Below are 19,914 nucleotides of genomic sequence, written 5' to 3'. Positions count from 1 at the left end.
CCCGTTTCAATGAACTTCGTCCCTGAGTCATGTGTAAATAATAAGATAGCAATCTAATGCTATCAACATTATTTTTCTAATTATCTAATATTTTGCTTCACCACGTCGCCGGGTGCGTACCCGGCGCACAGCCCGGCGTCGCACAGAGCTGTGGGGTGCCGGGCAGCCAGGCGGCCGCTCGCAGCCTCACTCCAAACCCCCACGGCGTTAATTCGTAACAGGGCAGGTTATCGTTAACCTGCGGCGCAATGCCGGAGCCTGTGCGCTGATAGGTGGGATGCTGCTGCAACAGCCACGCGGTGCGCGCCAGCGACAGCCGGACCTGGCTGCCGTGGCCCTCAGTAATGCGTCGCCGTAATCCCTCCAGCACCGCCGCCGCCAGCAGATAGCCGCTGGCATGATCCAGCGCCTGCACCGGCAGCGGAACCGGTTTGTCGCTCTGCTGCCACTGCATGCCTCTTTCAGCAATGCCGCACCCCATCTGCACCAGACTGTCAAAACCCCGGCGATTGCGCCACGGACCCTGCCAGCCCCAGGCATTCAGGCCGGCATCAACCAGACCGGGTGAGAGTGACTGAAGGGTCTCCGCGTCAAACCCGAGCCGTTCCAGCGCATCTGCCCGATAGCCATGCACCAGCACGTCTGCTTCACGCAGCAGGTGGATAAACTGCTCGCGATCGGCGGGCTGAGTCAGATCCAGCACCGCTCGTCGCTTGCCGCAGCTCATTTCTTCATCCAGCGTCGGCTCCTGCCAGCCGGGCGGATCGATGCGCAGCACGCTGGCTCCCAGGCTGGCAAGAAAACGGGTAGCGACCGGCCCGGCAATAATCCGCGTCAGATCCAGTACTTTAATGCCCATTAAAGGACGGGCTTCGGCCAGCGGCCACGCCGGCGCCGCTGCCTGTTGTGTGGTCTGCCAGCTAAATAGCGGTTCGCGCTGCACGGCCTGGCCCTGCGGATGCTGCTGCCAGGCGGCGGCACTGCGCATCTCTGCGGCACAGCCACCCGCATCAATAACGGCCTGCTCCAGTTCGCTGGCCTGCCACTGTTGCACCCGCTGCGCCAGTGCTGCGCGATCGGCGTGCGCGCCCAGCACCCGCTCCATCGCCAGCCGGTGATGTGCGGCGTTGGTGTGCAGACGGATCCAGCCATCCTGACTGCGATAGTCACCGGCAAACGCATCCCACATCGCGGGTGCCGCGCGATTCAGCGGATGGAAGCTCTGCTGAAACCAGCGTGACGCCAGCCGGACGTTAACGGTGACGGGCGGAGAGAGTTCAGGGCGGGATGTGGCGATAAGCGCAGCAGCAGCCTGCGTTGCCAGACCGATACTGGTGGCCGCCAGTTCACTGACGGCAAAGGCAGAAGAGAAGGTGGCGCGATCAACGAAGGCGGGGAGAGGCCAGGCGGCGTCGCGACCTCGCAATCCCTGCTGCATCTGCTGCCAGAGAGAGGCGGCAAGCGGTGAGTCCATGTTGTGCTTCCTGAGAGAGGTGATTTCTCAAGCATAGCACGCGGGATTAACGCCGCCGCAGGCGCGGGAAGCGGGCATGCATCCGCAGGCTACGCAGGTTGATTACTGCAATAGCGGTGCCAAGGATCACCAGCGACGCACCGATAATCTTGAAGCTGTTGAGGCTGTCACCCAGCACCACAATTCCCATCAGCACGGATAATACCGGCGTCAGCAGTGAGTAGGGCATGATCAGGTTGACGTTATATTTCTTCAGCAGCATATACCACAGTGTATAGGCGACAATTGACGAGGCGATAGCGCTGTAAAGAATGGCAAACCAGCCGTGCCAGCCCGCATTTTGCAGGGCGTAGAGCTGATGTGATTCCATCAACAGACTGGATGCGCCGACGACAGGAATGGCCAGAAACGCAATCCAGCCGGTCATGGTCAGCGGTTTAATCGGCGGTGACTTTTTCACAATCAGGTTGCTGACAGCCCAGCCGGTGGCGCTGCACAACAACAGACAAAGCACCCACCACGACGGAATCGTCGGGCTGCCGGACAGCACGACGACGCCGCTCAGCGAGATCATAATGCCCATCAGCTGCACCAGCTTCAGCTTCTCTTTCAGCACCACCATCGCCAGCAGCATGGCAATGGGTGTACCGAGCTGAACCACAATCGCGCCGGTGCCGGCATCGGTATAGCGCAGGCCGACAAACAGCAGCGAGAAGTGCATAAAACCGAACGTGAAAGCCAGCAGCAACAGCCAGGGTAGCTGCTGACGGTTAATCCGGCAAAACGGTACCAGTACGATGGCGACGACCACAAAGCGCATAAACGTCAGGAAAAGTGGCGGAAGCTCCAGCAGGCCCCATTTCACCGCAACGTTGTTGAAGGCCCAGATTGAAACCACCATCAGAATCAGAAAAAAATGCCGCACAGCCACGATAATATCCTTTCGATGTTTTTTTGCTTAGCCCGCTAATGATGGCACGAACTGCGGCATTGCAGCCAATCGCAGGGAGAAATTTTCTGCGATTGCGGCGCAGCCTGATGAGACTTTCGGGCGCGTTGCTGGCAGACTGATTTGAAACGACTTCTTAAAGGAACTGATTCGGTATGACCTACACGTCCGCCTTACCCCTTGCGTTAATTCAGCTTGAAGTCCCACCTGCAAACGTTGTCTCAGAGATTGGTGAACAGCCGCGCTGGTTCATCGACGCGTTAAACCTGCAACCCGATGAATACCTGATTGTACGGCCCCATCTGGGCGAGGCGCTACCCGCTTTCGACCAGATTTCCGGGGCGATCCTCAGCGGTTCCTGGGCGATGGTCACCGATCACGCTGAATGGAGCGAACGCAGCGCCGTATGGATTCGCGCAGCGATGGATCACGGCTTGCCGCTGCTGGGGGTCTGCTACGGTCACCAGCTGATGGCCTATGCGCTGGGTGGCGAGGTGGCGGACAATCCCAATGGATGGGAACGCGGGCTGTTACCAATCAACTGTATGCCGGAGGCGCAGCGCGATCCGTTACTAAAGAAATTGCCACAGGACTTCAGCGTCTGGCTGTCACATCGCCAGTCGGTGATCAGCGCGCCACAACAGGCGCAGGTGCTGGCCGCCTCTGCGCGCGATGGCTGTCAGATTGTCCGTTATTCGCCGCAGGCGCTATCGGTACAGTTTCATCCTGAATTTTCACGGCACATCATGAACGTTTGTATGCCCAGGGGCTGTACAGAAGATGGGGCAAACGAGATGGAGGGGAAAGACTGGGCGCGTGAGTTGCTGGTGGCGTTCTGGCAACAAACGCGCCCTGCAATGGCGCAAGCTCAGGGCGCGTAGTGACGCGTGCAGCGATAGACCCAGGCGGGTGGCACGTTTTTCAGCACCCGCTGGCGCTCCCAGGTGAAGTAGCGCGACAGGTCTGGCTGAGTCAGCGAGGTATACTGGAACTGTACAAAGACGCCGTTGGGCCCGAGCGCGTTATACACCGCACGCAGAATCGCCTCACGCAATTCAGTGGGTAATGAGAGCAGCGGCAGGCCAGAGAAGATCACGTCATATTCTCCGCTCAGGTATTCCGCTGAACAGATGCGCACCGTCATGCGCGGATCGTTCAGCGCATTAAGCTTATCGGCCAGCGTGCTGCTGATCTCAAAGGCATCCAGCGTGGCATCGGGTGACATCTGCGCCAGTATCTGCCGCGTCAGTACACCGTCGCCCGCGCCGAGTTCGGCAATACGTAACTTTTCAGGCCATTCCACCGACGTAATCATGGTGCGGCACAGCGCCTCTGACGAGGGCGTAATGCTGCCCATCTTGCGCGGGTTGCGGATAAACTGATGCACGAAATTGGCTTTAGCGCGCATCAGGGTAAAAGCTGAAGCCAGCATGCTCATCTCCAGAATGAATTCATTCTCACGTTGACCCCTTTGTGCCGCACAAGTTTCTCTCTGACCAGCCTTTTGGGTAAAAGTCGGAATTATCTAAAGACGAAGCGTAAACACCCATTCCTTCGGGGCGGTCACAGTTTCCGGTTAACAGAACTGACAGGCTCTTGATGATGCTTCATGTTAATAATAAGTTTCATCATTGTTACATCAGTCACCTGTCAGGAGAATGATCATGCGTTATGCCGCCCCCGGAGAACAGGGTTCTCTGATTACCCTACAAAAGAATTATGGCAACTTCATTAATGGTGAATTCGTCGCGCCGGTGAACGGCAACTACTTCACCAATACCTCCCCGGTGAACGGCTCTGCGGCCGGTGAGTTTCCGCGCTCAGACGTTGCCGATGTTGATAACGCTGTGGCTGCTGCGGCAGCGGCGGCGGAAGCCTGGGGCAAGACCTCGCCGCAACAACGCTCGCTGCTGTTACTGAAAATCGCCGATCGGCTGGAACAGCATCTGGAGACGATGGCGGTCTATGAAACCTGGGATAACGGTAAACCGGTTCGCGAAACCCTGGCGGCCGATATGCCGCTGGCCGTCGATCACTTCCGTTACTTTGCCGGTTGTGTCCGGGCGCAGGAGGGCAGTGCCGCCGAGATTGATGAGTTCACCGCCGCCTATCATTTCCATGAGCCGCTGGGCGTGGTAGCGCAGATCATTCCATGGAACTTTCCGCTATTAATGGCGGCGTGGAAACTGGCTCCGGCACTGGGCGCGGGTAACTGTGTGGTGCTGAAACCGGCTGAGCAGACCCCGCTGTCGATCACCGTTTTTGTCGATCTGATTAAAGATCTGCTGCCGCCGGGTGTGCTGAACGTGGTACATGGGTTCGGCAAAGAGGCGGGTGAAGCGCTCGCCTCCCATTCCGGCATCGCCAAGGTAGCCTTCACCGGCTCTACCGCAACCGGCGGTCATATTCTGGAGCTGGCAGCAAAAAGCCTGATCCCCTCGACCGTCGAGCTGGGCGGTAAATCACCTAACATCTTCTTTGAAGACATCATGCAGGCTGAGGAGAGCTTTATAGAGAAAGCCGCCGAAGGCGTGGTGCTGGGCTTCCTGAATCAGGGCGAAGTCTGTACCTGTCCGTCGCGGGCGCTGGTACAGGAGTCGATCTACGAACCTTTTATGGCAGCCGTGATGAAGCGGGTAAAAACCATCAAACGTGGCGATCCGCTGGATACCGAAACCATGGTGGGCGCGCAGGCGTCGCAGCAGCAGTTTGATAAAATTCTCTCTTATCTTGAGGTTGCCCGACAGGAGGGCGCGGAAGTGCTGGTGGGCGGTGGCGTAGAGAAGCTGGATGACTCACTTAACAGCGGCTACTACATTCAGCCGACACTGCTGAAAGGCAACAACAGCATGCGCGTTTTCCAGGAGGAGATCTTTGGCCCGGTCATTGGTATCACCACCTTTAAAGATGAGGCGGAAGCAATCAGTATCGCCAACGACTCCATCTATGGGTTAGGTGCTGGCGTCTGGACCCGCGATATCAACCGTGCTTACCGTGTGGGCAGGGCGATTAAAGCCGGGCGCGTCTGGACCAACTGTTATCACCTCTATCCGGCGCACGCCGCCTTTGGCGGTTATAAGAAGTCGGGTATCGGGCGTGAGACTCACAAAATGATGCTGGATCACTATCAGCAGACTAAAAACCTGCTGGTCAGCTACAGTATCGAGCCGCTGGGCTTCTTCTAGTTCTGGCCCGCAACCTGCCAGGTTAACTCTGCACTCTTCTCCCAGAACCACGCTACGGCGTGGTTTTTTTTGCTCCACGTAGCCGGCGCGCTGAGAAGCATCAGAAGCGTAGCGATGGATGCAATGCCGATAAAGAACAATTAATCAGTCCTTTCTTAAAGCGACGCCGGGCCGTTTTGCGCTTCGCTTATCTCGCTTCACGACCACCTCATCCTCAGCCCTTTCTGAACCGTCCCGTAATGAAACAACTTGCTGATTTGTAACCATTATCTCACTTTTTCTTACGCTAAAAACTGCCACGTATTACGGTCACCTCGCCGTTAACCTTCATTACGGTCTGGTGAAGCAGCGCCATTTTTTACATGAGTTTTTTTAATGCTGACTACAGGGGTGTCTGTTTTCTGTGTAAGAATACTTCATAGTTGCTCATCTTGTTAGGAATAATCCTAAGTGAGTGATTAAAAGTAACACATATTTGCACTAAGTAAATTACTTAAACTTTACTTAAGTAAAATCTTATGAAAGTGGCCCGTTGAAATTTTGTCAATCTTCTGTAAACTCGCAGCTTATGTTTACAAAGGAATTGTGATTTCATACCTACGGGCAGGATATACCTGGCTCGTGCGGTAGCTATGAGCTTATACGCATCTTGTAACTTACTGAATGTGATCGTGAAAACAGGAAAATCAGTCAATGCGCTGCGCTTTTTCCTTTTGTCAGCGAATAGCGTCACAACTGTAAATCTGAGTCAATGTGTCAGTTTTTCGGCCAGGGATGGCATAAGTAAAGCTTGGGTTTTGCCTTCCTCATCCAATCTGACGCAAAAAAATAGATCATGTTTCTGATCATTTCTTGCCAGCTCAGATTTCTCGCTGCACCTGTCCCGGTCGCCAGAGTTGCTTTTTAATAGTTAACGTTAGTTGATCTTTTAAAGTGCCTCGCCATGGCACTTTAACGCTATTTGCTTAATGTTTTTCTTTTAGGCTGGCACTAAGTGGCGCTCTATCAGCACCACATTCCCGATTTTCATTACTGACAACCGGCCTCTGGCCACTCTCCAGGATATGAATGGAACACAACATGAAAAAAATGGTGAAGCTCCGTATTGCGTTAGGCCTGATGTTTGTTTTTTCTGTCGCGGGTTGTAAAACGCCGCCAAAAATGACGGATGACACGCTGGTCACCAGCACCGTGGATGGCGTGGTGATCAGTCACCGTTATGCGGTTAAACCGCCTGCGCAGTTCAGCCCGGTCAATGAAACCTACCGTGCGCTCTATCCCGCTTCGGTGATGAGCCATCCGAGTTTTGGCGGCAAGGTGGTGGAGACGCTGAAAACCGGCGAAAGCTACACCGTGATTGGTCAGGTAGAGAACAACTGGCTGGCGCTGGGTGAACCCGCTCAGGCGTCAGCAGAACCTGAACCGGGTAAAGCCAGCAGTGCCGTTAAAGAGTCAGCGTCCTCCGCAGCACCGCAGGCAACCGTTCAGCTGACCGGCTATGTGCCGTTTCGCGCCGTGGTGAAAAGCGAGCTTTACGATCAGACGATCAAGGCTGACCAGCCGAAGCGCCGGGTGCGCAGCAGCAAGAAGAAAACCTGTGTTGCGGTAAACGGTGACAGCACCGCCTGCCAGAACAGCACTAACGGAACCTGGATTATTAACTAATCGCACTAAGCAGGGAGGGCGGGATGATGACAACAACGCTATGGCGTGGGGCGCTGATAGTGCTGCTGACGTGGCTGATGACCGCGTGCAGCAGTACTCCACAGCCTGTTGCCTGGTACAACCTGGACGTTCAGGCGCAAAACCAGGTTAACGGCGGTGCGCCGCTGAAAGTCCGGGTGGTATTACTGACCTCCGATGCGGAGTTTATGTCGGCTGACTTCTACTCCCTGCAAAACCAGTCCGCTAATGCGCTGGGTAATGCGCAACTCAATACGCAACAGTTCTTCCTGACTTCCACTCAGCCCCATAAAACGCTGCGGATTAAGAGTCTGCCCGAGGCGCGCTTCATCGGCATCATGGCGGAATATCAGGCGCTGGATGGCAAGGTCTGGCGACTGTCGCTGCCGGTTCCTGAAGGCGAATCACCCTCATTCTGGGCATTCTGGAAGCGTGACGATGGTGAGCTGAATGCGCGCATCGTGGCGGGGATTAACGGCCTTCACGTGGAAAAACAGTGATGTCTATGAACAGAGCCGAAAAGGTGGTCTGGACCGAGGGGATGTTTCTGCGTCCTCACCATTTCCAGCAGTCAGAAAATTATCTTCTCAGCACCCTGCGTGAGTGGGGCCAGTCGCAGCGCGCCTATACCTGGGGTTTTTACGATCTGGAGTTCGATGAAGCGCTGCTGCGCCAGGGGAAACTGGCGCTGAGCGCCGCCAGCGGTTGTCTGCCTGACGGCACGTTTTTTGCCTTCAGCCAGCCACAGCACGGTCCGGCCCCGCTTGATCTGCCTGCCTCCGTTGACCGCAGCAAAGTGGTGCTGGCCATTCCGGCACGCCGCAATGGCCGCGAAGCGGTGGCCTTTCAGGAGTCGCAGGATTCTCTGGCGCGCTACCTCGCCTGGGAAGCGGAAGTGGAAGATGACAATGCCCAGGCCGTGGGCAGCGCCACGGTGCAGTTCGGCAAGCTGCGTCTGCGGCTGATGCTGGAACAGGATCTGACCGCCGAGTGGACCGCCATGGGCGTGGCTCAGGTGATTGAAAAACGCAGCGACAACCACATCCGGCTCGACAGCGACTACATCCCGCCGATGCTGACGCTTAACAGCAGCCGTCCGCTGCAAAACATGTTCAACGATCTGCACGGGCTGATCCAGCAACGCAGCCAGCAGCTGAGTCAGCGCGCGCCGGGCACCGGTCGTTTTAACAGCGCGGATATGGTCGATTTTATGCTGCTGGCGCTGCTCAATCGTCAGCTTGGCCTGCACACTCACCTGCAACATCTGCCGCTGCTGCATCCTGAAACGCTCTACAGCCACTGGCTGCAACTGGCGGCGGAGCTCAGTACCTGGACGCCAGCCCGCGCGCCCGATGGCCTGCCGCTCTATGATCATGACGATCTGCACAGCTGTTTTAGCCGCCTGTCACTGCTGCTGCGTCAGGGGCTGTCCCAGGTGATGGAAGAGAGCGCGATTCAGCTGCCGCTGATTCAGCGCTCGCACGGTCTTAACGTCGCGACCGTGCCGGAGAGCAGTATGGTGCATGAGTTTGGCTTTGTGCTGGCGGTGAAAGCCAGCGTGCCAGGCGACACCCTCAAAACCCACTTCCCGGCGCAGATGAAAGTCGCCCCGGTCAGCAAAATTCGCGATCTGGTGCAGTTGCAGTTGCCCGGTCTGGCACTTCGGGCCATGCCCGGCGCGCCGCCGCAGATCCCGTGGCATGCCGGATACAGCTATTTCGAACTGGATAAGAACAGCGAGCTATGGAAAGAGATGGAGCGCTCGGGCGCTTTTGCGCTGCATCTTGCCGGTGAGTTTCCAGGTCTGAACATGGAGTTCTGGGCCATTCGTAGTCAGTCAGAATCATAAACTGAGCACGCAGCATGATGCAGGAACAACAAAAATCACACAGCGATCTTGCGCCGGAGGCCAGCCATCAGAATGTGCTGGTCGCGGCGGCTAATCCCCTGATTAACGCCATTCCTCAGATCCGTCACTCGGTATCACATGAAGACCCGGCGCAGCTGCGTCAGCAGCTGATCGATCAGATTCGGCGCTTCGAGCTGAGTTGCCAGCAGTCAGGCCTGGGCTATGAAGTGATCATCGGCGCGCGATACTGTCTCTGTACCGCGCTGGATGAGGCGGCGGCGCTGACGCCGTGGGGCAGCCGCGGCGTCTGGACCAGCAATGGTCTGCTGGTCACCTTTCACAATGAAACCTGGGGCGGCGAAAAGTTTTTCCAGCTGCTGGCTAAGCTGTCGCAGAACCCAAGACGCCACATTCTGATGCTGGAGTTGATCTACTTCTGCCTGCTGCTGGGGTTCGAAGGACGCTACCGGGTGCTGGACAACGGTCGCTCGCAGCTGGAGACCATCAAACAGCGCCTGCTGCAGATGATCAAAAGCGTGCGTGGCAATTATGCAGCGGCGCTGTCTCCGCATCCCACCGATCAGCCGGTCCTGCGCAAATTGTGGCGGCCAATGATCCCGCTGTGGGCCTGTGCGGCGGTGGCGGGGCTGGCGGCCTGTCTGTTCTACATCGTGCTCAACTGGCGTCTCGGCGATTACACCTCGCCGGTACTGGCCCGTATCTATCAGACGGCGCTGCCGGAAGTGAAGATCGGCAACCCTGCGCCACCACCGCCCGCCACGCTGAACCTGCGCGCTTTCCTGAAACCGGAAATTGATGCCGGGCTGGTAGCGGTGCGTGACGAAGCGGACCGCAGCGTGGTGACGCTGAAAGGGGACGGACTATTTGCCTCGGCGGCCACCGAGGTGCGCGGACGTTACACCGACGTAATCCAGCGCATCGCTGCTGCCATGAACAATGTCAGCGGCCAGATTCAGGTGATTGGCTACAGCGATAACGTGCCGATCCGCAGTGCCCGCTTCGCCTCCAACTTTGAGCTTTCGCTGGCACGTGCCCGGTCAGTACAGACCCTGTTGCAACAGCAGCTGGCGCAGCCGTCACGGGTTAAAGCGGAAGGGCGCGGTGAAAGCAATCCGCTGGTGCCTAATAACAGCGCAGAAAATCGCGCACGTAATCGTCGTGTTGAAATTACCCTGCTGGTGGCACCGGATGCGACGCATGCCGAACTCAACGGCCTGGCGAGAGGGAACTGATCCATGCTGAATATTCTGTTTGCGGTGCTGACCAGCCGCCTCGCGTGGGGCTTTGTCGGCATTACCGCGCTCTCTTTTATCATCTGGGTGATTGGCCCGGTGTTCTCAATCGTCGATTCGCGCCCGCTTGAGCCGGAGCAGAACCGCATTATCAGTATCGCGCTGCTCTATCTGGTGTGGGGCTTAGGCCAGGCGATTCCGCGGCTCTATAACATCTGGCTCAATCGCAAGCTGATGTCGAGCCTCGAAACCGGCAAAAGCGATGCGCCGGAAGCCGATCGTCAGCGCCTGACCAGTGAAGAGCAGGTGCTGGCAGGGCGTTTCTCTGAAGCCACTGACATGCTGAAAAAGGCGCACTTCCAGCGCCACAGCAGCAAGGGCACGCCGTTCTGGGCACAGCGCTTTGGCCGTCAGTATCTCTATCAGCTGCCGTGGTACATGATCATTGGCGCGCCCGGTGCCGGTAAAACCACCGCGCTGGTCAACTCGGGGCTGCAGTTTCCGCTGGCAGATAAATTCGGCAAGTCGGCGCTGCGCGGCATTGGCGGCACCCGCAACTGCGACTGGTGGTTCACCAATGACGCGGTGCTGCTCGATACCGCCGGGCGCTACAGTACCCAGGAGAGTCAGCAGGAGCGTGATGCCAGCGAATGGCATCATTTTCTCGACCTGCTGCGTAAATATCGCGGACGTCAGCCGATCAACGGCGTGATCGTCACGCTGAGCGTTTCCGATCTGCTGTCGCAGTCGCCCGAGGCGCTGCGTAATCAGGCGCTGGCCCTGCGTCAGCGGCTGATGGAGTTGCACGATCGCCTTGGCATCCGTTTCCCGGTCTATGTGCTGGTCACCAAAGCGGATCTGCTCAAAGGCTTCCGCAGCTACTTTGCCTCGCTGGATAAAGCGCAGCGTGAACAAATCTGGGGATTCACCTTTCCCTGGGCGAAAGCGTCCGCCGCCGATTTCGAACTTAATAACCAGTTCCAGCAGGAGTACTCCCTGCTGCAACAGCGTCTGGATGCCGGACTGGCCGATCGGCTGCTGACGGAAAGCGACGCGCAGGCGCGGGCAGAGAGCTATCTCTTCCCGCAGGAGTTTGCGGCGCTGCGACCGTTGCTGGCAGACGCGCTCGACACGTTGTTTGCCCGCTCCGATTTTGAAACCCAGTTCGCACCGCGCGGTATCTACTTTGCCAGCGGCACCCAGGAGGGACTGCCGTTTGACCGGGTGATGGGCGAGCTGAACCGCGCACTGAATCTGCCGGGGCAGCAGGCTGGCGAGTCAGGAAGCTGGGATAAGGTCGATAAAGAGTCGCCCATCCCGCAGAACAAAGGGCAGAGCTTCTTCCTGAAAGGGGTGCTGGAAAATGTGATTTTCCAGGAGTCCGGTCTGGCGGGCAGCAACCGCTGGTGGGAGCTGCGCAACCGCGCCGGGCTCTGGTCGGGTTATCTGGCGCTGCTGCTGATATTGCTGGTGGCAGGGGCGCTGTGGCTCACCAGCTACAGTAAAAACAAAGCCTATCTGCAGGAGATGGCCGCTAAAGCGCCGCAGGTTGAACAACTGGGCGATCAGCTTCAGCAGCAGGTCAATGGCGACCTCTTTGCGCTGGTGCCTTATCTCAACACCCTGTTGCACCTGCCGGAGAGCGCCGACTTCTCACTGGAAGCACCGCCGCTGACGCGCCGCATGGGGCTTTATCGCGGCACCGAGGTCAGCGATGCCACCCGTGCGCTCTACGACAAGGCACTGAAACAGCTGCTGTTGCCGCAGGTGGCGCAGAACATCACCCGCTGGCTGCGTAATGACAACGGCAGTGATGCTGACTACAGCTACGAAGCGCTGAAAGCGTATCAGATGCTCTACCAGCCAAAGCACTACGATGGCAAATTCCTGCAGGCGTGGCTGATGCTCAACCTGTCACGCGAACTGCCGCAGAACGTTACCCAGCAGCAGGTGAAACAGCTGGCGTGGCACCTGCAACAGTTGCTGGAGACGCAGATTCACTCGTCGCCGTATGCGAAGGATGAAGCGCTGGTAAAGCGCGAGCAGGCGCTGATTAATCAGATGCCGCTGTCACAGCGCGTCTATGGACGGCTGAAGCGCCTGCTGCAACGCGATGACAGCCTGCAGCCGGTGACGCTGGCGGCGCTGGGTGGTCCCCAGAGCGAGCTGGTGTTTTCCCGCAAAAGCGGTAAATCGGTCAATGACGGTGTGGCGGGTCTCTATACGCCGGATGGCTACTGGCAGCACGTGGATAAGCAGATTGCCCCGGTGACCCAGGCGTTGTATCAGGACGATCTCTGGGTGCTGGGCGGCGCGGCGCCGCAGCAGAAAAGTGAGCAGACGGATCTTGCGGTGCGCCAGCTCTACGTGCAGGACTATATCCGGCAGTGGGAGCAGTTCCTCAGCGACATTCAGCTCAACAGCAGCGCCGATCTCTCGCAACGCATCAACACCGCCCGTTTGCTGTCGGGCAACCATTCGCCGCTGCGCCAGCTGGTGATCAACCTCGGTGGTCTGCTGACGCTGAATCGGGCGCAGCCGGATGAGAAAACCGCGCAGGCAGCAAAGCCGTCGGATAACAGCGCCACCCGCACCCTTGAAGCGCTATTTACCTCGCCCGAGGCCAGTGCCGCGCGCGGACAGGCCGCTACTCAGGCATCCCCGGAGCAGGCCGTCGCGCTGCACTTTGCGCCGGTTCTGGAGCTGGCCCAGCCGCTGCAGCAGGGCAGTAAGGTGCTGGCGGTGGATGACTTCCTGCATCAGATTGACGATCTCTATCGCTACCTCACCGCCGTGCAGGATGCGGCGAACAGCGGGATGCCGCCCCCGGCCAGCGATGCCATCAGTCGTCTTCAGGCCAGTGCCGGCCGTCTGCCGGGTTCATTGCAGAACATGGTTTCCAGCATGGCGGTGGGTGCCAGCAGCGACGCACAGCGCCGCGATATGGATAACGTCCGCAAACGCATCACCATGGAAGTGGGCAGTTTCTGCCGCCAGGCGATCGCCGGTCGTTATCCGCTGGTTCGCTCTGCGCGCAGTGAGGTCACACCAGACGATCTGGCGCGGATGTTCGCACCCGGCAGCGGCATGATGGACAGCTTCTTCCGCGACAACCTGGCCAGCAAAGTCGACACCACCAACGCGGCGTGGCGCTTTACGCCGGGCATTGACGGTAAAACCCTGCCGGGAGGCGAAGCCCTGCTGCGGCCTTTCCAGCAGGCGCAGTCAATCCGCGATGCCTTCTTTGCCAACGGTGCGACCACGCCCGGCTTCCGCGTCACGCTGCGTACGGTAAAAATGGATAACGACATCCTTAACCTGACGCTGGATGTGGATGGGCAGATTTTACGCTACAGCCACGGACCGCAGGCGGTACAGATGGTCAGCTGGCCCGGCCCCGGCGGCACCAGCCAGGTGCGGATGCAGCTGGGTCTGACCAACGGCACCACCTCCACGCTGGTCACCAGCGGTCCCTGGGCGCTCAATCGCTTCTTTGACCGCGCCCGGCTGACAGCGGCAGGCGGTCTGACCCGCGAAGCGAGTTTCAGCGTGGACGGTCATCAGGTCACGCTGTCGTTCACCCCTGGCAGCATTCGTAACCCGTTCCAGCTTCCCGGCTTTAGCTGCCCCTGAAACAGGACCCGACAATGACTCATTACGCTGCACCCTGCTGGTACGGCAAAGTGCCCAGCGCGGGTGACTTTGTGAAGCGCCGCTTCCCGGACGTGCTCTATCGCCAATGGTCCAGCTGGTTTCAGGTGGGCCTGCATCACTGGCAGAGCAGTCAGGAGAGTGATAACGCCCCGTCGCGCCCGTTCCTCAACGCGCCGGTCTGGAATTTTGTGGTGCCGCCGATGCTGGGCAGTCAGCTGATTCAGATGGGCTGCCTGATTGCCGCGCGTGACAGCGTGGGCCGTAACTACCCACTCTGCGCACTGCGCCACTTCACGCCCGCCGAGTGGTCGCCAGCCCTGCTGGCGCGCTCCGGCGAGTGGTATCAGCAGGTGGGCAATACGCTGCTGCGGGTGGTGCAGGGCGGCGGGTCACCGGAACAGCTGGATCAGGCGCTGATCAGCATTCCTCAGCCGCAGCCGCCGCAGGAGTCGGACGAGACGTCAGACATTCTCAACGTCATCGGGCATGGCGATACCCCTTCGACGCTGAACTGGACACTGCCGGGCGAGAACTTCGACCCGCAGTTCTACACCAGTTTCTGGTGGACCAATCAAAGCGACGGTTTCCCGCTTTATACCCAGGTCCACAGCGGTAATTTTACCGCCCAGCTCTTTTCATTGCTGTTTGATCCGGCCGGTGGGGCAAAGCCGGGACGAAACGGACTTTATCCCCCGATGTTTGAATCCTGAGGCGACACGCATGACGATGAATACAGAGGCTCTGCTGGCTCCGGTCAGCGAGGACAATCCCGGCGGCGATAACCTGGAGTACCACGCTGATTTTCAGGCGATGGAGCAGGCCAGCGCCGGTAAAGCGGAGCAGCAGTTTGGCAATACCATCATTCCGGCAGAACCGGCCGACTGGAACAGAGTCGAGAAGCTGGCGATAGCGCTGCTGGCGCGCAGCAAAGATTTGCGGGTAATGCTGGCGCTGACCCACGCCTGGACCGAACTGAAAGGGCTGCCGGGCTATGCCCAGGGCCTGAAGCTGATTGAACAGGCGTTGTTGCTCTACTGGGAGCCGCTGTGGCCCCGGCTGGAGGAGTTCGGCGAGCAGGATCCCTTCTACCGCATTAATGCGCTGGCGCTGCTGGGTGACAAAACTGATCTGAGCGGTGCGGTACGTCAGTGCTGGCTGCTGCGCTATCCCTCTGACGGCATCACGCTGCGCGATGCGGCCGCCCTGTGCGACGGCAGTAAAACCGAAGTCGCGGACTATCCTGGCGGCCTGCCGCGTCTGATCGACGAACTGGCGCGCGGCGACCAGCCCGGTATTGAGGCGGTGCTGCAGATTCATGAGCGGCTGCAGACCATCTGCGAAACCGTGACCGAACGACTGGGCGAAGCAGCGGTGCCGGAACTCACACAGCTGCGCAGACAGATTGCGCTGATCGCTGAACGTTGCCAGGCCACAGATATCAATGCGCTGATCCCTACAGCCGCCGTGGAACAGCCCGCAGAAACCGCGGCATCGCCTGCACCGGCCAACCCGCGCGCTGCCGCTGACTGGCGCACGGTGCAGATCAGTTCCCGCGCCGACGCGCAGCTGATGCTGGAGAAAGTGAAGCTCTACTTCACCCAGCATGAGCCGAGTCATCCGGCCCCACTGATGATCGACCGTGTACAGCGCTTAATCGAGCGCGACTTTCTGGAGATCATCCGCGAACTGGCACCCGACGGCGTACATCAGCTGGAAACCATTTTCGGACGTCGCGATTAAGCAGGCGTGACGCACACACACTCAGCGGGACCTGCGCGCCTGCTGTGACACTTTATCCGCGCATCATGTATGGAGAAAACCATGGCAACAAGCAAATCCAGTGGGCAGAAGTTCATTGCCCGCAATCGCGCGCCTCGCGTTCAGATTGAATATGACGTGGAAATTTATGGCGCGGAACGCAAAATCCAGCTCCCGTTTGTAATGGGCGTGCTGGCGGATCTGGTGGGTAAACCGCTGGAGCCACAGCCAGGCATTGATGACCGTAAATTCATGGAAATCGACATCGACAACTTCGATGAGCGCATGAAAGCACTGAAGCCGCGCGCCGCGTTCCAGGTAGACAATACCCTGAATGGCGAAGGCAAGCTGAACATCGATCTGACCTTTGACAGCATGGATGACTTTTCGCCGGACGCGGTGGCCCGCAACGTTGAGCCGCTGAGCAAGCTGCTGGAAGCGCGAACCCAGCTGGCGAACCTGCTGACCTATATGGATGGCAAAAACGGCGCGGAAGAGCTGATTGGTAAGGTGCTGCAGGATCCTACGCTGCTGCAGGCCCTGACCCATCTGCCAAAGCAGGATGAGGCCACTGAAGGTAAGGAGCCGCAGGCATGACGCAGACTTCACAACAACCGCAGTCGCAGGGCGCAGCCAGTTTCAGTCAGGATGAGTTCAGCGCGCTGCTGAATAAAGAGTTCCGGCCAAAAAGCGATCAGGCACGTGCTGCGGTCGAAAGCGCGGTGAAAACCCTGGCGCAGCAGGCGCTGGAGAACACCGTTACCGTCTCCAGCGATGCCTATCGCACCATTCAGGCGCTGATCGCGGAGATCGACGAAAAGCTGTCGCAGCAGGTGAACCAGATTATTCACCATCCGGAGTTTCAGTCGCTGGAAAGCGCCTGGCGCGGCCTGAGCTATCTGGTGAACAACACTGAAACTGACGAGATGCTCAAAATCCGCTTTATGAGCATCTCCAAGCAGGAGCTGGGTCGCACTCTGAAGCGTTACAAGGGTGCCGGCTGGGATCAGAGTCCGCTGTTCAAGAAAATTTATGAGCAGGAGTATGGTCAGTTCGGCGGCGAGCCGTTTGGCTGCCTGGTGGGCGACTACTACTTCGACCACAGCCCGCAGGATGTTGAGCTGCTGGGTGAGATGGCGCGTATCGGCTCAGCCGCGCACTGTCCGTTTATCACCGGCACCGCGCCCGAAGTGATGCAGATGGAGTCCTGGCAGGAGCTGGCGAATCCACGCGATCTCACCAAAATCTTCCAGAACACCGAGTATGCTGCCTGGCGCAGCCTGCGTGAGTCGGAAGATGCACGCTATCTGGGCCTGGTGATGCCGCGCTTCCTGGCGCGTCTGCCTTACGGCATCCGTACTAATCCGGTCGACAGCTTTGACTTTGAAGAGCAGACCGATGGTTCCGATCATGGCAACTATACGTGGAGCAATGCGGCTTACGCGATGGCCGCCAACATCAACCGCTCCTTCAAAGAGTATGGCTGGTGCACCGCAATCCGCGGCGTGGAGTCGGGTGGGGCAGTGGAAAATCTGCCGTGCCACACCTTCCCGAGCGATGACGGCGGCGTGGATATGAAGTGCCCGACCGAAATCGCCATCAGCGATCGTCGTGAAGCCGAACTGGCGAAAAATGGCTTTATGCCGCTGGTGCATCGCAAAAACTCTGACTTCGCTGCCTTTATTGGTGCGCAGTCACTGCAGAAGCCGATGGAGTATCACGACGCTGATGCCACCGCCAATGCCCGTCTGGCCGCGCGTCTTCCTTACCTGTTCGCCTGCTGCCGTTTCGCGCACTACCTGAAGTGCATCGTGCGCGACAAAATCGGCTCCTTCCGTGAGCGTGATGAAATGGAACGCTGGCTGAACGACTGGGTGATGAACTATGTCGATGGCGATCCGGCTAACTCCTCGCAGGAGACCAAGTCACGCAAGCCGCTGGCGGCTGCCGAGGTGAATGTGGAAGAGCAGGAGGATAATCCTGGCTATTACTCCGCGAAATTCTTCCTGCGTCCGCACTATCAGCTGGAAGGGCTGACGGTTTCTCTGCGTCTGGTCTCTAAGCTGCCGTCGCTGAAAAATGATAATGCGTAAGGGCTGAAAGGGAGGCGTGATGCCGGGGATGACCTGGCATCACGTATCCGCTGAGTCACAGAGTTAACCGGGACAAAGGGTTTTACGCTCCCGGTTTACGGGAAAGATTGCTGCATAAAAAAGGATGTGGGACATGGATTCACCGAAAAATATCGCCGATGGCATGCTGGGCCTGTTCAATACCAAAAAGAAATCAGGCGTTGAGACGTTTATGGTGAGTGCAATAAGTGGATTTACCTCTATTCCGGGTGATCTCTATGCGCTGACCAAAGACTTTTTAGATAGCGATCATCGCTGGGATAACGAGACGGATCGTATTCGATTGCTCACCTTACTGAAAAAAGGGGCGACCAGTGACGATCTCAGGAAACTAATTAAGCTGGTGGTTGAGCAATATATTAAACGCCTTAATGAACAGCAGTTAGAAAAAATGCTGGTCAAAATGGGCGGAAGCGCTGCAGGCTCTTTTACGTTTAAATACCTTTTTGTGGATGCGATCGTCTCACGATTTTTTAGTCGGGTCATACCTAAGTTTCTTTTTAGCGCGGGGATGACAGGGATCATCACAATTGGCGCATCAGTTTCAAGATCGATCTATACCTCCAGAGATTTGATGAAAAAGAACAAGGAGGTGTACGCATTGCTGCGCGGAGCGGGCGATCTTGATTTACTCTATTTCCTGCTGGAGGACAACATTGATCCCTGGCTGGATGCAATTGCATTGCAACAGAATAACTCCCCGCTCGCCAATGAGGTCTTTACTAACTTTGTGGAAGGAATGCATGATGTTTAAAAAGGCCGCTCTCTTTTTAATGAGTTATCTGCTGACCTTTTTTTCTGCCCTGATATTAATTACCTGCTCGGGTTATTATATTCTGTTTTTTGACTGGGACATATCAGTAATGGGTAAGGTTATTAACGCAGTCCTGATTATTATTTCAATAACTGCGTCAATATCGCTTTATGCCGTGGCGCAAAAGTTGAAGCAAATTAATTAACCAGTTTTCTGCGTGATATCTTAATTAAAATAAAAATAAAGGCCACGCAGACGGCGGTGAAGAGAATTTTACCAGCAATAATCCCGGAGGAAGAAAGAGTAAAGTTTTCATAGCGAGCAACCAGATATATCGAACCAATAATATCAGCGATGGCATAGAGAGAGAGCAGCGACAACACGACTATCAGGAAAAGTGAGATGATCTTTTTCATATTCATTCCTTCTGTGAACTTTATAAGCGCCTGCTTACTATAAACGATCTGCCAGGATGCTGTCTATGAAATGACCGCCTGGGCATGAGGTCTATGGCAGGGCATCAGATTATCTGCTGTTGTTCTCGCCATGAAAATGCATACCGATTTTTGTCCGGTTAAATAACCGGCAATACGACGTCTGGAATATGGTTTATAACGATATTTCAGAAGCAAGGCAAAGGTAAAATATGGACTGTTTTATTCAGCCCCATGCTTTTCTTTTTGCCATATCCTTGCTTTTTTGAAAGCAATAATCTTAACCAATAAAGAGTGAAAGATAATGGCTATTGATATGTTTATGAAGGTTGACGGAGTCACCGGCGAGTCTAAAGACTCAAACCACACTGGCTGGACTGATATCACCTCTTTCTCATGGGGTGCTTCTCAGCCAGGTAATATGTCTGTTGGCGGCGGCGGCGGTGCGGGTAAGGTTAACTTCAACGACCTGCACGTTAATGCACTGATCGACAAATCGACCACGGCGTTGCTGAAGAACTGCGCAAGCGGTAAACATCTCGCTAAAGTCGAACTCTCTATCTGTAAAGCGGGTGGCTCTCAGGTTGAGTATGCACGCATTACCCTGGAAGATGTTCTGGTTACCGCTGTAAATTACAATGGTTCCGACAACGGCGATACCCTGGGAATGACCTACTCCTTCCAGGCTTCTAAAGTGAAGCAGCAGTACTGGGAGCAGAGCTCTTCCGGCGGCAAAGGCGCAGAGAGCAGCGCCGGCTGGGACATCAAAGGCAACAAAGAAGCGTAATT

At 57.0% G+C, this 19,914-nt stretch carries 17 protein-coding genes; 13 read left to right on the top strand and 4 right to left on the bottom strand.

Annotated elements, in window-relative coordinates:
* Positions 1-97 precede the first annotated feature (97 nt).
* Both HFD87_RS00220 and HFD87_RS00215 read right to left on the bottom strand, forming a co-directional pair.
* Positions 98-1,474 carry a CoA transferase gene (locus HFD87_RS00220; RefSeq protein WP_167422800.1) on the bottom strand — a complete coding sequence of 459 codons (1,377 nt, stop codon included), beginning with the start codon at positions 1,472-1,474 and terminating at the stop codon, positions 98-100.
* 46 nt (positions 1,475-1,520) lie between these two features.
* On the bottom strand, positions 1,521-2,405 hold the full coding sequence (locus tag HFD87_RS00215; protein WP_010669895.1) for a DMT family transporter: 885 nt from the start codon (positions 2,403-2,405) through the stop codon (positions 1,521-1,523).
* A 173-nt stretch (positions 2,406-2,578) separates the two neighbouring features.
* Between HFD87_RS00215 and HFD87_RS00210 the strand changes: the two genes are divergently transcribed.
* Positions 2,579-3,304: a glutamine amidotransferase gene (locus tag HFD87_RS00210; RefSeq protein WP_061901545.1), complete on the top strand. Its 726-nt coding sequence runs from the start codon at positions 2,579-2,581 to the stop codon at positions 3,302-3,304.
* Here HFD87_RS00210 and HFD87_RS00205 read toward each other — a convergent pair.
* Positions 3,292-3,855 carry a class I SAM-dependent methyltransferase gene (locus HFD87_RS00205; RefSeq protein ID WP_167422799.1) on the bottom strand — a complete coding sequence of 188 codons (564 nt, stop codon included), beginning with the start codon at positions 3,853-3,855 and terminating at the stop codon, positions 3,292-3,294. The genes HFD87_RS00210 and HFD87_RS00205 overlap by 13 nt on opposite strands.
* Positions 3,856-4,087: 232 nt before the next feature.
* On the opposite strand from HFD87_RS00205, the gene HFD87_RS00200 reads away from it, so the two are divergent.
* The 11 genes from HFD87_RS00200 (at position 4,088) to HFD87_RS00150 (ending at position 18,691) form a co-directional block, all read left to right on the top strand.
* Positions 4,088-5,608 (top strand): aldehyde dehydrogenase family protein, encoded by a 1,521-nt coding sequence (locus tag HFD87_RS00200; RefSeq protein WP_010669897.1) that lies wholly within the window; start codon positions 4,088-4,090, stop codon positions 5,606-5,608.
* Between the two features lie 1,068 nt (positions 5,609-6,676).
* The gene (locus HFD87_RS00195; protein WP_122458836.1) at positions 6,677-7,273 is read left to right on the top strand and encodes an SH3 domain-containing protein; all 597 of its coding nucleotides are present in this window, start codon (positions 6,677-6,679) and stop codon (positions 7,271-7,273) included.
* 23 nt (positions 7,274-7,296) lie between these two features.
* Entirely contained in the window at positions 7,297-7,791 is a 495-nt protein-coding gene (tssJ, locus tag HFD87_RS00190; RefSeq protein ID WP_167422798.1) for a type VI secretion system lipoprotein TssJ, read from the top strand.
* A 5-nt stretch (positions 7,792-7,796) separates the two neighbouring features.
* On the top strand, positions 7,797-9,140 hold the full coding sequence (tssK, locus tag HFD87_RS00185; RefSeq protein ID WP_167422934.1) for a type VI secretion system baseplate subunit TssK: 1,344 nt from the start codon (positions 7,797-7,799) through the stop codon (positions 9,138-9,140).
* Positions 9,141-9,154: 14 nt separating this feature from the next.
* A complete protein-coding gene (locus HFD87_RS00180) occupies positions 9,155-10,393 on the top strand; it encodes a DotU family type VI secretion system protein (protein WP_010246128.1) in 1,239 nt (412 codons plus the stop codon).
* 3 nt (positions 10,394-10,396) lie between these two features.
* Positions 10,397-14,026, top strand: a complete 3,630-nt coding sequence (gene tssM, locus HFD87_RS00175) for a type VI secretion system membrane subunit TssM (RefSeq protein ID WP_010246125.1) — start codon at positions 10,397-10,399, stop codon at positions 14,024-14,026.
* A 14-nt stretch (positions 14,027-14,040) separates the two neighbouring features.
* Positions 14,041-14,757, top strand: coding sequence for a type VI secretion system-associated protein TagF (tagF, locus tag HFD87_RS00170; protein WP_010246121.1), 717 nt, complete (start codon positions 14,041-14,043; stop codon positions 14,755-14,757).
* Positions 14,758-14,773: 16 nt separating this feature from the next.
* Entirely contained in the window at positions 14,774-15,787 is a 1,014-nt protein-coding gene (tssA, locus tag HFD87_RS00165; RefSeq protein WP_010669900.1) for a type VI secretion system protein TssA, read from the top strand.
* An 81-nt stretch (positions 15,788-15,868) separates the two neighbouring features.
* Positions 15,869-16,402 carry a type VI secretion system contractile sheath small subunit gene (gene tssB / locus HFD87_RS00160; RefSeq protein WP_010246114.1) on the top strand — a complete coding sequence of 178 codons (534 nt, stop codon included), beginning with the start codon at positions 15,869-15,871 and terminating at the stop codon, positions 16,400-16,402.
* Positions 16,399-17,898, top strand: a complete 1,500-nt coding sequence (gene tssC / locus HFD87_RS00155) for a type VI secretion system contractile sheath large subunit (RefSeq protein ID WP_010246111.1) — start codon at positions 16,399-16,401, stop codon at positions 17,896-17,898. The genes tssB and tssC overlap by 4 nt, the downstream gene beginning before the upstream one ends.
* A gap of 133 nt (positions 17,899-18,031) precedes the next feature.
* Positions 18,032-18,691, top strand: coding sequence for a hypothetical protein (locus HFD87_RS00150; protein ID WP_010246109.1), 660 nt, complete (start codon positions 18,032-18,034; stop codon positions 18,689-18,691).
* A gap of 197 nt (positions 18,692-18,888) precedes the next feature.
* Here HFD87_RS00150 and HFD87_RS00145 read toward each other — a convergent pair whose 3' ends face one another.
* A complete protein-coding gene (locus tag HFD87_RS00145; RefSeq protein WP_010246103.1) occupies positions 18,889-19,107 on the bottom strand; it encodes a hypothetical protein in 219 nt (72 codons plus the stop codon).
* A gap of 322 nt (positions 19,108-19,429) precedes the next feature.
* Here HFD87_RS00145 and HFD87_RS00140 point away from each other — a divergent pair, with 322 nt between their 5' ends.
* The gene (locus HFD87_RS00140) at positions 19,430-19,912 is read left to right on the top strand and encodes a type VI secretion system tube protein Hcp (protein WP_010246100.1); all 483 of its coding nucleotides are present in this window, start codon (positions 19,430-19,432) and stop codon (positions 19,910-19,912) included.
* Positions 19,913-19,914: the final 2 nt, after the last annotated feature.

This window comes from Pantoea sp. EKM21T, from assembly GCF_011800405.1.
Taxonomy (GTDB): Bacteria; Pseudomonadota; Gammaproteobacteria; order Enterobacterales; family Enterobacteriaceae; genus Pantoea; species Pantoea agglomerans.
The sequence above is the reverse complement of the archived record's forward strand: the minus strand, read 5'-3'. Positions and strand labels throughout refer to the sequence as shown.